The sequence below is a fragment of the Lacihabitans lacunae genome (assembly GCF_042649125.1).
Classification (GTDB): domain Bacteria; phylum Bacteroidota; class Bacteroidia; order Cytophagales; family Spirosomataceae; genus Leadbetterella; species Leadbetterella lacunae.
The window spans coordinates 3,905,528-3,919,506 of sequence record NZ_JBHRYQ010000001.1 but is presented as its reverse complement, the minus strand read 5'-3'; the positions used below and the strand labels follow the sequence as shown (position 1 = coordinate 3,919,506).

Genomic DNA, 13,979 nt, shown 5'->3' with positions numbered 1-13,979 from the left:
CTTTTTTATTATAGATCCCAACGCCAGTCTTTTCCAATAACTAGCTCTTGTTTTAGGTTTTGTTTTATTAAAAACTCTTTGGTTTCTGAATCGTTTAATTTTTTTACTGGAAGTTCATTCATATTGGCTAATGCGTATAGCATCATGGCCGTAAAACGAACATTGTTATTTATCTGGTCTTTATCAATTAGGTCAAATCTATCGCAATTGGCATGGTAACAGTTATATGCTTTAACCGGAAAACTTCCTGAAGGCGAACAAACCGGCACTCCATGTATCATAAATGGCTGATGATCTGAATGAAGTCCCGCAGCGTTTCTGTTCATATTTTTATATGCGGGATCTATTTTGGCCATCAATTCTCCTATCTTATCCATTTCAGCTTTGAGTTTATCATTGCCCATTGCGTTGAAACCCATCGTATTGTTTACCATGTCGAGGTTCATCATCAGTTTTACATCTTCTAGTTTATTTGCATCCAGATATTGTTTCACCATGTTTCTAGAACCTAAAAGCCCCTGCTCTTCTCCCATAAACATCACAAACTCTATGGTTCTCGATGTTTTTAAGTTAAGTTTTTTAAACACTCTCGCTATATCTAACACCGAAAATGAACCGATTCCGTTATCCATCGCCCCAGTAGCCAAATCCCACGAATCTAAGTGGCCTCCAATTATTATTTTCTCCTTTTTTAGCTTTTTAGAAGTTCCCTCTATCGTGGCTATCACGTTTCTAGCTTTAATAGGCCTACTAAAGTTACGCATGTCTATTACGCCCAATATATTCTTCTCATCTCTTATCCATCTTCTAATTGCTTTTCCCGTTTCTACTGAAACACAAACTGCAGGTATTGGAATCAATTCGCCCGTAACGGAGGCTGTACCTGTTAAAAGCACACCACCTTCCACAGCATTTGCAATAATTACCGCGGCCGCTCCATGCTCTATAGCCAAGGCAGTTTTTTCAGATCGATGTAGATTTTTAAGAGATTTGTTGTCCGGATTTTGAATATTAATATTAAATAAAGCGACCTTCCCTTTTATCTCATTTTTAACTTTTTCAAAATCCCCTTCTAAGCCGTCTCCACAGTCTACTATCTGAGCCGATACATGCGAGCTAACCGGTGAGTGAGCCAAAGCCACAACCTCTACATCTACAAAATTATCGCTTTCGGCAGGCACCAAAGTTAAACTAACTGTATCTCTCGACCACGACTCAACTGTAAACGGCTGATAATTTAGGTTTTTGTAGCCATAACTTTTCAATAGGTTATACGCAAACTCTTCCCCTTTTTTTCCGTTAATACTGCCCGTTAACCTATGCCCTATGGTGGAGGTAGCCTCACCAAGCGAAGCATAAGCATTTCCGTTTTCTAAAACATCTTTATTAATCAAATTAAAAATTTGCTCCAGACTTTCGGGTTTTAAAGTCACAAATGATGGAAATACCAAAATGCCAAAGATGGCCGTTAAAATAACACTACGCTTAAACATGGATCGAAGGATTATGGTTAGTTTATTGACAGATTAAAAACAACAGAATATTTTACGTTTGACAAGAAATCACCCTAAATATAGAATATTTTATTTTTATTTGTTGTAATCAAACAAACGAACTATGAAAAAAGCCTTGATTTTTTCACTAAATATTATTGCGTTAAACATGACATACGGACAAAAAATGAGTGCAGATGGACAAACAGCTCCGATAGCAGCTCAGAAAAACCACGAATTAAAAATCCACAACCACTCCCGAAATGACCCTTATTATTGGTTAAATCAGAGAGAAGACCAAGAAGTACTTGACTATCTAAACGCAGAAAATACGTATTTAGACAATGTAATGGCCCCCATATCTGACTTTAAAGAGCAACTTTTTGAGGAAATGAAGAGCAGAATAAAGGAACAAGACGAATCTGTTCCTTATTTAGACGGAAACTATTATTACTATTCGAAATACGTACAAGGTGGAGAGTATCCGGTCTATTGTAGAAAAAAAGGAAGCCTCGATGCGAAGGAAGAAATAATTCTGGATGGAAACGAAATGGCCAAAGACCAAAGCTATTTTAACATCGGTGGTTTTGAAGTTTCTGATAATGAGCAAATCCTTGCTTTTGGTGTGGATACCGTAAGCCGTAGAAACTACGTTTTAGGTTTTAAAAATCTCCAAACTGGCGAAATATTAGCTGATAAAATAGAGCTGACAGAAGGCGGAAGTTATGCTTGGGCAGCAGATAATAAAACCATTTTTTACATTATTCGCGACCAACAAACCCTTTTGGGTGACCGAGTTTATAGGCATGTTTTAGGTACCAAACCTGAAGCAGACGTTTTGGTTTACCATGAGAAAGATAATCAATTTTATATGGGACTAGGACGTACGAAATCTAAAAAATATATTGCCATATATTCGGGTCAAAACGGGGTCTCTACTGAGTTTCAATTGTTAAATGCCTCTGAACCAAGTGGTAGTTTCAAAACTTTTTTCCCTAGAGAAAAAGGCTTAGAATATTTCATTGATCATTATAAAGACAATTTTTTAATCCGTACAAATTACCAAAACGCTCCCAATTACCAGTTAATGGAGGTTTCGGAGCAAAAACAAGGCGACCTTAAAAACTGGAAAACATTGATAGCACATAGGGCTGATGTTTTTCTGGAGGGAATGGAAGTATTTAAAAACCACCTCGTTATTCAAGAACGAAAAGATGGATTAATGCATATAAGAATCATTGACCAAAAAGAAAAAAAAGAGCATTATCTAAACTTTGGAGAACCTGCATATGATACCTACGTAAGTGTAAATCCAAACTTTGAAACCAACATACTCAGATTTGGATATACCTCATTAACTACTCCAAATTCAACTTTTGACTATAACATGGACACCCGTGAAAAAGTCTTGAAGAAAGAGCAGGAAATACTCGGTGGTTTTAATAAGTCAAATTACAAATCAGAGCGTTTTTTCGTAACTGCACGAGATGGAGCCAAGGTTCCAGTATCTCTAGTTTACCACAAAAACACCAAAATTGACGGATCGGCTCCTTTGCTCCAATACGCCTATGGGTCTTATGGTGCATCTATGGATGCCACATTTAGCTCCACACGTTTAAGCCTTTTAGACCGCGGCTTCGTATATGCTATTACGCACATTAGGGGCGGCCAAGAAATGGGCAGACAATGGTACGAAGACGGAAAAATGTTCAAAAAAATAAATACATTCAATGATTTTGTGGATTGCTCGAGATATTTAACAGAAAAAAAATATGCGAATCCAAAAAAGCTTTTCGCCATGGGAGGAAGTGCAGGAGGATTGTTGATGGGAGCAGTAATAAACCAAGCTCCCGAACTTTATGAAGGTGTGGTAGCAGCAGTGCCTTTTGTAGATGTAGTTACTACTATGTTAGACGAGAGTATTCCACTTACCACAGGAGAGTTTGAAGAATGGGGAAATCCTAAAAATGAAGATTCTTATAAGTATATGTTGTCTTATTCGCCTTATGACAACGTAGAACATAAAAAATATCCGAATTTATTAGTGACCACTGGCCTTCATGACAGTCAAGTACAGTATTGGGAACCAGCAAAATGGGTGGCCAAACTTAGACAATACAAAACAGACAAAAACTTATTGTTATTACATACAAATATGACTGCGGGTCATGGTGGAGCATCTGGAAGGTTCTCTGCATTAAAAGACACCGCACTTATGTACAGTTTCATCTTAGATTTGTCTACTAAATAAGTTTATGGTCCAATAATTGAATGAATAGTTTTTTTTAAATTTATTTTATTATATTTTTGCATGGGCTTAAAAACTATATTTAAACGCCTAGTTTCACAAAGATTAATGCTTTTTAATTAAATCTTTATTATTCAAAAAAAAATACAAAATGAAGAAGGTCACATTTCTTTTATTAACTCTCTTGACTTTTGGAAGCTTAACCACGCAAGCTCAAGATACATGCAGTGTTTGCAAGCCATATAAGTGGGAAGTTGGTATTCCCCTTGGTATCAACCAGTATTTTGGTGATATGCACTGTAGTAAACCTTATGCATCTCAAGTTAATCCTGTTATTGGGGTTTTCGTAAGAAGACATATTAATGATTATTTCACAATAAGACCCCAAGTATTGGTTGGTCGTATGGGTGGTAGAGACTTAGACAGCCCAATAGACCAGTGGGATTACAGAAGATTGAAGTTTAGATCAACTCCATTTATAGAGGCCGCTGTTCTAGGGGAGTTTTATCCACTTAGAGAAAGAAGGTTTACTTGTGATGGCTTTATGAAAAAGACACTAACTCCTTATTTGTTTGGAGGTATTGGTGCTACTTACTCAAACCCAACAGTTTATCAAGAAGCAGGTGCTGTTGCTCCGGTTATACCAAGAGACTTACAAGCAGATAGAGATTATCTTAAAAAGTTCGGTAACAGAATAGCAGCGGTTATTCCAGTTGGAGTAGGTGTAAAATATAACGCAACAAGAAGATTAACACTTGGAGCTGAAGCTGGTTACAGATTCTCTATGTCAGATTACCTTGACGGTATCAGTATGGCAGGTAACTCTTCAAGAAAAGATGGTTATTTCTTAGCTAACATATTAGCTTCATATAGATTTGGTGATAAAGACTCTGATAAAGATGGAGTTGTTGACAAATGCGACCTTTGTGTAAACGAAGTTGGTTTGCCTAAATTCCAAGGATGCCCTGATACCGACGGTGACGGCGTGCCTGACAAAGACGATGCTTGTCCTACTGTAGCTGGACCAATTGGCCTGAAGGGCTGTCCAGATTCCGACGGTGACGGCATTCCTGACAAAGACGATGCATGCCCTACTTTGGTTGGCCCAGCTTACTTAAACGGTTGTCCAGATAGAGATTTTGATGGTGTTGCAGATAAAGACGACGCTTGTCCAGACGTTGCAGGTGTTAAAGAACTTAAAGGTTGTCCTGATACTGACGGAGATGGAATAGCAGATAAAGATGATGCATGTCCAAACTCACCTGGCCCTGCGGCACTTAACGGCTGCCCTGATTCAGACGGAGATGGAGTAGCTGACAAAGATGACGATTGCCTTAACGTAAAAGGTTTGGCTTCAGCAAATGGATGTCCAGATAGCGACGGTGACGGTGTGCCTGATAACAAAGACCTTTGCCCTTCTATTCCTGGATTGATGAGCAACGGCGGTTGTCCAGAAGGATATATAAACGGTGTAGCTCCATTTATGGGTTACAAATCTGCAAGTGGTTGTGTAATATCTGCTGCTGAATTAGATCAACTTAACTATGCCGCTCAAGGAATTGAGTTTTATACAGGAACCAACAAAATTAAGCCATCGTCATACAAATCTCTACAAAGGGTATGTGATGTACTTTCTAGATGTAAAGATGCCAAATTGGTAATCAACACTTACAACGATAACGGAAGCAGTGCTCAAAACGTAAGACTAGCTTCTCTTAGAGCTTGTGCGATATATTCTTACTTCTTAAAGAAAAAATGTATCTCTAAATTTAGAATGTCATACAAAGGATATGGAGACGAAGATCCAAACTCTTCATACATGACTCCAGATGGCAAGAAATCAGGCTCTAGAACAGAGTTCTTGTTGAAATAACATTATCGATCATAAAATAAAAAAAGCGACCTTGAGTCGCTTTTTTTGTGGACTGACGGTTTTGGGGTTAGTAATTTAATTGGGTGGATCCGTTGGCGGATGTTTTTGAATACACTACTTCTTATTCTTACGCCTTAAATAATCCTATCATGTACGTTGATCCGAATGGTGATAGCACCGTTCATGTAGATGATTTGAATTGGAATAGCTTTAATCCAAACAGTGATGATGTTTTATTAAATCCTGTCGTTGTAAGAGCAAGTAGCAATTCAAATTCTGGAACCCAAGTTATGAATCAAGTTTCAGGCTTTTGGGGCTGGTTTGACCAAGTCTGGAATGGAAACAGAACCTATTATGATGGTCGATCCGTAAATTACAAAGGAGTTCTTCAAGATTATTATAATTCTGTAATGGGAACTCCCCCTGATATAGGTATTAGCAAAGGGGTAAAACTTATTTCTTGGTCAAGTCTAAAATTATCTAGGATTGCTGGTGAATTACAGAATGGCAAAAAAGTTGTTAGAGTAGCCTCTAGAGCCGAAGCTGAAGAATTGTTTTTAAGAATATTCCAAGGTAAGGGATTTAAAAATACTACAGAGAAGTCAGCTAAGGAAACAAAAGACTTTTCTGGCAAGGCTGGTACATACAATTGGGATGATGCAGTTGATTCTTCTGGAAGAACCTTGAACCATTCTGCTTCCAATGCTCATGATGCAACAAAGCATTTACAGATTCATGACGAAATTGGTAACATAATTAGAATTTTCTTTGAATAACTATGCAAGAGTTTAAAATAGATGTTTGGAATAGCCTGTATTTACAAGGTAATTACATAGCTGCAGAGTTAAAAACCTCAAATAAAGGTTTAAGAAAATGGATTGCAATTTATCCTTTAAAATCGGATAAAACTTCAATGTATAAATTTACCGTATTACAGTTTGAACTAAAAATAGAACTTACAAACGAATATTTTTCGGAAGAGGATAAATTAAATCAGAAAGGATTTTATGTTAAAAATAAGGAAGAATTAATTTCTTTATTAGGTGAATTAAACATTCCCCTAATAAACTTCACATACCCATGGAGGTGCGATTATCCATTATAATATCCATAATCTCAATCAACTAATGCTTGCACTTGACTTTTAGTAATAAGAGCGTCAATAAGCGTTTTGACTACGTTTTTGTCGTCCGATCTTAAGATTTCTATCGCTTCAAAGTTAAGTCAAATAACAAACACCGCATTCAGATTGTAAATAAAAAAAAGAGAAGCTATCTCTAACTTCTCTTCAATATCTATTTAAAAACTTTACTATTACTTTCTGAAAATTTCTTTCAGTCTTGATTCTATTGCAAGCCTTTCTCTTAATTCTTTTTTTCCGGTACGGTACCACATAAATATTAAGGCTCCGATCAAAAAATAGGGCGTTAATAAAAGGTATAGTATACCAAAGTTAAGTCCAGTTCCAATAACGCCTCCCCTACCTTCACTCAAGTTACTCGTTACAGATGCTTGACACATGGCACATTGAGCAAAGGTTGATACCGAAACCAACATTATAAAACCCAAAGTTAAAACAACTATTTTTTTCATATCAAAACATGTAATAAGGTGAAATCATCAAATAGGCGATTACACCGGTGATTGAAACATACAACCATAAAGGAAACGCAATTTTAGTAACTTTCATATGTTGTGCATCCATTCTATTTAATCCAAAATAAAATGCTCGTAACACAAAAGGTAGTACTACCAATGAACAAACAATATGCGTTATTAAATTAAAATAATAGAAATAGCGAATAGCTCCTTGTCCACCAAACGGCGTGGAAGCATTTGATAAATGATAAAGCACATAAAATACTAGAAAAAAGCCACCAAAAGTAAACGCTAAAGTCATAACTCGTTTGTGTAGTGCAATTTTACGTTGCTTAATCAATACTAAGCCCAAAATCAACAAAATGGCAGTTATGGTATTTATTATAGCATTAAGCTTTGGTAAAGCCTTTGTCCAATCGCCAAGATTTACCTTATTTTGAATTCCCAACAAAACAGCAACCACAACTGGAATAACTATTGAAAGAATATTTATTACTTTTAAAGAAGCCTTATTGCCTACTTTTTCCATCATCTAATTTTGTAATTAAAACCTTTACCTCAACCATTAGCCTATCTATTTCAAACTTATCCGTCCCCGAATAAATCCCCCTAAAAAAACCATCCTGATCTACTAATAATAACTTATCAGAATGAATAAAGGTTTCGTCGATGTTGGTAATATTTGAATCATATTCAGTGGCATCTGCTACAGGTAATTTAAAGCCTTTGATTGCCAAATCATAAATGTATGATTTATCGCCAGTTAAAAAATGCCAATTTCCTTTACTATTATCAAACTGAGAAGCATACTTTTTCAATACCGAAGGTGTGTCATAAATAGGATCTACCGTTATAGACTCAACTTCAAACTCAGGAATAGCTTTGAAATTTTCTAGAATTCGGTTGAGGTTTTCATTGGTCGTAGGGCAAATAGTACCACAACGAGAAAAGAAAAAACTCACCACTCTAATTTTCCCACTGTTAGTTTTACTCGAGTATTGTAAACTATCTTGATCTAATAATTCAAAATCAGGCACCTGATTAAATAAAGTATCCCCTTTTGAAATAACCACCTGTCCATTATCACCAATTTTGGGGAAATAGTAAGGTAAGTCAAAATTATTTTTCCCGAAAATCTTAAGGAATATAAAAACAAAAGCCGGAACACCCAATATTGCAAGGAGTATTCCGGTCTTCGATATATTTTTAAACATGTTTTTTTTATCTTACAAGGCCTATATAACCGCCTTCTACAATAAGTGCTACCAGTAACCAAACTACAAACATTGCAGGCAAAATAACCGTCCAAATTAGAGATTTAACCTCATCCCTAAGGTGCATAAAGTTCCCTACAATAAAGTAAGCTTTGACAATTGTCATTATAATAAATATAATAATCTTAGTCCATTTGAAAGTGTCCGTATCAAGTCCAAATGCAATTGCAAATTCAACTGCCGTCAAAGCCAATAGAATCCAAAATACACGCCAAAGAGCTTTGGTCTGTGGCTTTTGTTTTTCTCCGTTGCTAACTGTATGATCGCTCATAATATAATATTTTTAAAAAATTCTAAACCAAATAAAAGAATGTAAATACGAATACCCAAACAAGATCTACAAAGTGCCAGTATAAACCAACTTTTTCTAACATTTCATAGTGTCCTCTTTTTTCATAAACCCCATTTGAAGCATTATAAAATATAATAATATTGAGAATAACACCGGAAAGTACGTGAGTACCATGAAAACCTGTTATGAAGAAAAAGAAATCTGCGAACGCTGCAGGGCCATATTCATTTTGGGTTAGATTAGCTCCAAATACTTTAAGTCCATTCGCCATTGTAAAGCCTTCAGCTGAACCATGAATAAAATGAGACCATTCCCAAGCCTGAGAACCTAGGAAAGTAAATCCACCTAAGATTGTCCAAAGCATCCATTTTTCCACATCCGCCTTATCTCTTCTGTGGCCCGCTTCTACCGCTAACACCATAGTAACAGAACTAAAAATAAGAATAAAAGTCATCAAACCCACAAACACTAACGGAAGGGAGATACCGTGTAGGAAAGGTACTGCTTCAAAAACCTTTTCTGGTACTGGCCAATAAGTTTGAGACAGTTCAAAGGTTTTATGTGTCATGTCGGGCACAATATCTTTAAAACTTGGAAAACTGTAGCGAACTAATCCGTATGAAATTAATAATGCTGAAAAAGTAAAGGTATCTGATAGGAGAAATATCCACATCATTAATTTACCATATCCAACTTTCATAGGTTGAGTACCACCCTGCCAAAGCAGATGTTCAGGATTTAAAGAAGGTTTTGCTACTGCCATAAATGTTAACTAATTATAATTTCGTGACAAATTTAAAAAATGATTTTGTATTTGCCTTAAAAATATTGGTTGAGAATGAAATTTTATCTAAAAAACAATAAAAATACAAAAAGATACAGCCAAAGTAAATCCAAAAAGTGCCAATAGGTGGCACAAACCTGAATTCTAATCAAGTTTTTGGAATGAATAGTCATTTTCATACTGGCCCAAAATGCAAAAAGCATAACCACCAAACCTGTAATTAAGTGAAAACCGTGTAAACCCGTTAAAATATAATAAAACGACCCTGCAGGATTACCCTTTAAATATATTCCTTGGGCTTGCAATTCTTGCCATCCTATATATTGCATTACTAGAAAAATCATACCAAGTGCAAAAGCTGCACTTATATTTATTTTCAAAGCGGCAAAATTATCTTTTTTTGTTGACCTAACAGCAAAATGCATAAATACGCTACTCAATAGCAAAACACCAGTAGAATACCAGAAAATCATCGGAATTTGAAACTCCGTCCAGTTTCCTTCAGCCCTACGCACAAGGTATGCACTAGTTTGAGAGGCAAACAACATTACGATAGTTATAATAAAAAGCCAAACAATAAATTTCCATTTATTTACGGTAAGAATTGGCTTAGGTTCTTGAACTAAACTTTTATTTTTCATTTTATAATTTATCCATTAAATACGCAATTTGAACAATAGGCAAATAAAGGAAAGAGCCAAACATCAATTGCAGAGCGGCTTTTTTACTTCTTTGCCTCATAAGGTGTAGGGTTTGTACTAAAAATAATATTCCACAGACTAAGGCTATAAAACCGGAATTAATCCCTGTCATATTTAAGTAATACGGAACCCAACACAAGGGTAACAAAAACAAAGTGTATATGGTTATCTGAATCGCAGAGTTTAAATTTTTACCTCCGGAAGATGGCAAAAGCTTAAAACCCGCTTTTGCATAATCATCATCTAATACCCAGGCAATGGCCCAAAAATGAGGGAATTGCCAGAAAAACTGAATTGCAAATAAAATACCCGGCTCAAGACCAAAATGGCCTGAAGATGCCAACCATCCAATCATAGGCGGAAATGCACCCGGAAGTGCCCCTACTGCAACAGCAATTGGTCCCACACGCTTTAAAGGTGTATATACAAACCCATAAAGAATTAGTGAGATTAGCGACAACAAAGAAGCCTGCCAGTTAAATTTAAAAAGTAAAATTAACAATGCGGAAATGGAAACAATAGCACCAAAAATAATAGCCTCCTTTTTTGTTAACCTTCCAGAAGGAAGTGGCCTATTGACGGTTCTATCCATTAATTTATCCAACTCAACTTCTTTTACCTGATTGATAATATTAGCCCCTGCAGTAACAAAAAAAGCACAGGTGCCAAAAATCAATAAATCGAGATAATTTATATGTGTACTAGCAAGACCAAAACCAAAACAGCTAGAAAATACCACTGTCATAGAAAGCCTAAACTTAGTAAGATCAAAATATGCCTTAAATTTGTTCAAAACTATATTGTTAATTAAAACCCTTTAGATAAGATCTGGTTCAAGTAAAAAATAAACTACGAATTGTAACGAGACAATTATCACAGAGAAACCGAGGTGAATGGGTTGCACAAAAGCCGGAAATCCTAAAAGACTCAAAACTCCGCCACTACATATACTAACTAAAATTGAAAAGGTGATAAATCGGATCCATTTATTAACAAAGTCAGTAGCGTCTTTTTTCCTAATGTTTTTAGCAATAAACAATTGCAAACCAAGTAAAACAAATGCCAAAATTGCATGAAAAACAACCTTACCCTTTACAGATTGTATCCATTCATTTCTAAGCTCATACCCCAACGCTTTTTGAATTAAATCTATACCTTCTCTTATTTGAGTACCAAAAATTATTTGACCTATAGAAAGTATCAAACTAATAATAAGTAAAAATGAAATAGCGGATAGCTTTTCTGGCTTTTTCCTATTAAACTGAATTTGGTATGATTTCAAAATCACCATTATCAAAATACCCAAAAGTAATAACGAGACAAGCATGTGCACTGTAATTAAAACAGGATGCAATTCCGAAGAAACAACTTTGGAGCCTAGCCAGCCTTCAAAAGCAACTAACAAAAAAGAAACAAATGAGAGAATGACAATTTTAGGTTGAGAAAACCTATAGGCTATAAAGGAAAAGATGAAAGTCAAAAAAATAAAGAAACCTGTAAGTACTCCCAAGAGCCTATTTACATATTCAATCCATGTTTTAACTGCGTTAAAAACAACCTCTCCTTTAAGTTTTGCTCCAAAAACTTGTTGGTAGTTTTGAGGTAATTGGTCCACATGAGTTGGCGGAACCCACATACCGAAGCATTTTGGCCAATCAGGGCATCCCATTCCGGAGCCTGTAGCCCTAACGATACCACCTACGAAAATTAAAACAATTACCGTAATGATGGTCAGTATACCGAACCTTCTAAATAATTTAGCCACCTTTAAATAAAAAAAAGTACAATGAAATAGACTGAGTCACTCCATTGTACTTTATATATTACATCGTAAATATTAATCGTGAATTGAAGTATCGAACTTGATTGCTTCTACTTCTTTCTCTGTTTTAATCAACTCATTTTCCTCAGGCAAATTAGACTCAGGAGTTGCAGAGAACGGAACGTTTTGAGGTATGAAATCATCCGAAGCACCTGGCTTTGAATAATCATATGGCCATCTATATACCGTAGGGATTTCTCCAGGCCAGTTTCCATGACCAGGCTCAATTGGCGTAGTCCACTCTAAAGTATTTGACTTCCAAGGATTGGCAGTTGCCTTCTTACCCCAGAAAATAGAATAAATAAAGTTTGCTATGAAAATAAACTGAGCAAAGAATGTCACGATAGCTGCAATCGAAATGAAACTATTTAAATCAGCGTATGAACTAAATGTTTCAAAACCTGACCACTGGTAATATCTTCTTGGGAAACCTGCTATACCGATGTAGTGCATAGGGAAAAACACAAGATATACACCTATAAACGTTAGCCAGAAATGAACATATCCCATTGTATTGTTCATCATCTTACCAAACATCTTAGGGAACCAATGGTAAACACCAGCGATCATACCGAAGAATGCAGCGGAACCCATAACCAAGTGAAAATGAGCTACAACGAAATAGGTATCATGCAACTGAATATCTAATGCACTATTACCTAATATAATACCCGTTAAACCTCCAGAGATAAAGAAGGATACTAAACCTATGGCAAATAACATCGCAGGAGTAAAGATTATATTGCCTTTCCAAAGTGTCGTAATATAGTTAAATCCTTTTACAGCAGATGGAACCGCGATAATAAGCGTTAATAACATAAATACTGAACCAAGGAATGGATTCATACCCGTAATAAACATGTGGTGAGCCCATACAATAAACGCAAGGAACATAATACCCGCCATCGAGAATATCATCGCTTTGTAACCAAAAATTGGTTTTCTAGAATTCGTAGCAATAATTTCTGAAGTTAAACCTAATGCAGGAAGAATTACAATATAAACTTCAGGGTGACCAAGGAACCAGAAAAGGTGTTGGAATAAAATAGGCGAACCACCTTGATTTGGAAGTGCTTGACCATTTATATAAATATCAGAAAGGTAAAACGACGTACCAAAACTTCTGTCAAAAATTAAGAGCAAAGCAGCTGATAATAATACAGGGAATGATAATATTCCCAATATAGCAGTAAATGTAAACGCCCATATAGTTAAAGGCATTTTGTCCATTGACATACCCTTGGTTCTTAAATTTATTACCGTAGTAACATAATTAATACCACCCAATAAACTTGAAACTATAAACAAAGCCATGGCAACTAACCATAAAGTCATACCATCACCCGAACCAGGGTTAGCCTCCTTCAATGCACTAAGGGGCGGATAAATAACCCAACCACCTCCAGCAGGACCAGTTTGTATAAAAAGAGATACAAACATAATTACACTTGAAAGGAAAAATATCCAATAAGATAACATGTTCATAAAACCAGATGCCATGTCTCTAGCTCCAATTTGTAAAGGAATCAAAAAATTAGAGAATGTACCACTTAAACCAGCAGTTAACACAAAGAATACCATAATGGTACCGTGCATAGTAACCAAAGCCAAATAGAAATTAGGATCAAGTTTACCAGATTCATTGATCCAGTCACCAAACATAAATTTCAACCAACTAAGGTCCATATCAGGAAAACCTAATTGTAAACGGAAAACAAGTGATAATAAACCACCAATAACCGCCCAAACAATACCTGATATTAAATATTGCTTCGCTATAACCTTGTGATCTTCAGAGAAAATATATTTTCTGATAAATCCAAGTTCATGATGTTCTTCATGACCATGAGCATCATGTGAATGTAAATCTACTTGAGAAACAGCTGACATATA

At 35.8% G+C, this 13,979-nt stretch carries 14 protein-coding genes; 4 read left to right on the top strand and 10 right to left on the bottom strand.

The annotated features are described in order from the left end of the window. Positions 1–8 precede the first annotated feature (8 nt). Positions 9–1,493: a M28 family peptidase gene (locus tag ACFOOI_RS16825; RefSeq protein WP_379839197.1), complete on the bottom strand. Its 1,485-nt coding sequence runs from the start codon at positions 1,491–1,493 to the stop codon at positions 9–11. Positions 1,494–1,617: 124 nt separating this feature from the next. On the opposite strand from ACFOOI_RS16825, the gene ACFOOI_RS16820 reads away from it, so the two are divergent. The 4 genes from ACFOOI_RS16820 (at position 1,618) to ACFOOI_RS16805 (ending at position 6,719) form a co-directional block, all read left to right on the top strand. Further along, a complete protein-coding gene (locus ACFOOI_RS16820) occupies positions 1,618–3,744 on the top strand; it encodes a S9 family peptidase (protein WP_379839196.1) in 2,127 nt (708 codons plus the stop codon). A gap of 148 nt (positions 3,745–3,892) precedes the next feature. Next, entirely contained in the window at positions 3,893–5,614 is a 1,722-nt protein-coding gene (locus ACFOOI_RS16815; protein WP_379839194.1) for a DUF6089 family protein, read from the top strand. Positions 5,615–5,763: 149 nt separating this feature from the next. Beyond that, complete coding sequence (locus ACFOOI_RS16810) at positions 5,764–6,390, top strand: hypothetical protein (RefSeq protein WP_379839193.1); 627 nt, start codon at positions 5,764–5,766, stop codon at positions 6,388–6,390. A 2-nt stretch (positions 6,391–6,392) separates the two neighbouring features. Beyond that, positions 6,393–6,719, top strand: a complete 327-nt coding sequence (locus ACFOOI_RS16805; RefSeq protein ID WP_379839191.1) for a hypothetical protein — start codon at positions 6,393–6,395, stop codon at positions 6,717–6,719. A gap of 209 nt (positions 6,720–6,928) precedes the next feature. Here ACFOOI_RS16805 and ACFOOI_RS16800 read toward each other — a convergent pair whose 3' ends face one another. The 9 genes from ACFOOI_RS16800 to ACFOOI_RS16760 all read right to left on the bottom strand — a co-directional run bounded on the left by ACFOOI_RS16800 (position 6,929) and on the right by ACFOOI_RS16760 (position 13,976). Further along, positions 6,929–7,207, bottom strand: coding sequence for a hypothetical protein (locus ACFOOI_RS16800; RefSeq protein ID WP_379839190.1), 279 nt, complete (start codon positions 7,205–7,207; stop codon positions 6,929–6,931). A 1-nt stretch (position 7,208) separates the two neighbouring features. Then, positions 7,209–7,745, bottom strand: a complete 537-nt coding sequence (locus ACFOOI_RS16795) for a DUF420 domain-containing protein (RefSeq protein WP_379839189.1) — start codon at positions 7,743–7,745, stop codon at positions 7,209–7,211. Then, positions 7,723–8,427: an SCO family protein gene (locus ACFOOI_RS16790; protein ID WP_379839188.1), complete on the bottom strand. Its 705-nt coding sequence runs from the start codon at positions 8,425–8,427 to the stop codon at positions 7,723–7,725. The genes ACFOOI_RS16795 and ACFOOI_RS16790 overlap by 23 nt, the downstream gene beginning before the upstream one ends. 7 nt (positions 8,428–8,434) lie before the next feature. Continuing rightward, positions 8,435–8,758, bottom strand: coding sequence for a cytochrome C oxidase subunit IV family protein (locus tag ACFOOI_RS16785; protein ID WP_379839187.1), 324 nt, complete (start codon positions 8,756–8,758; stop codon positions 8,435–8,437). Between the two features lie 22 nt (positions 8,759–8,780). Beyond that, a complete protein-coding gene (locus tag ACFOOI_RS16780) occupies positions 8,781–9,542 on the bottom strand; it encodes a cytochrome c oxidase subunit 3 (RefSeq protein WP_379839186.1) in 762 nt (253 codons plus the stop codon). An 83-nt stretch (positions 9,543–9,625) separates the two neighbouring features. Then, entirely contained in the window at positions 9,626–10,204 is a 579-nt protein-coding gene (locus ACFOOI_RS16775) for a cytochrome c oxidase subunit 3 (RefSeq protein WP_379839185.1), read from the bottom strand. A gap of 1 nt (position 10,205) precedes the next feature. Then, positions 10,206–11,072 (bottom strand): heme o synthase, encoded by an 867-nt coding sequence (gene cyoE / locus ACFOOI_RS16770; protein WP_379840228.1) that lies wholly within the window; start codon positions 11,070–11,072, stop codon positions 10,206–10,208. A 9-nt stretch (positions 11,073–11,081) separates the two neighbouring features. After that, complete coding sequence (locus tag ACFOOI_RS16765) at positions 11,082–12,029, bottom strand: COX15/CtaA family protein (RefSeq protein ID WP_379839184.1); 948 nt, start codon at positions 12,027–12,029, stop codon at positions 11,082–11,084. A gap of 72 nt (positions 12,030–12,101) precedes the next feature. Further along, positions 12,102–13,976: a cytochrome c oxidase subunit I gene (locus ACFOOI_RS16760; protein WP_379839183.1), complete on the bottom strand. Its 1,875-nt coding sequence runs from the start codon at positions 13,974–13,976 to the stop codon at positions 12,102–12,104. Positions 13,977–13,979: the final 3 nt, after the last annotated feature.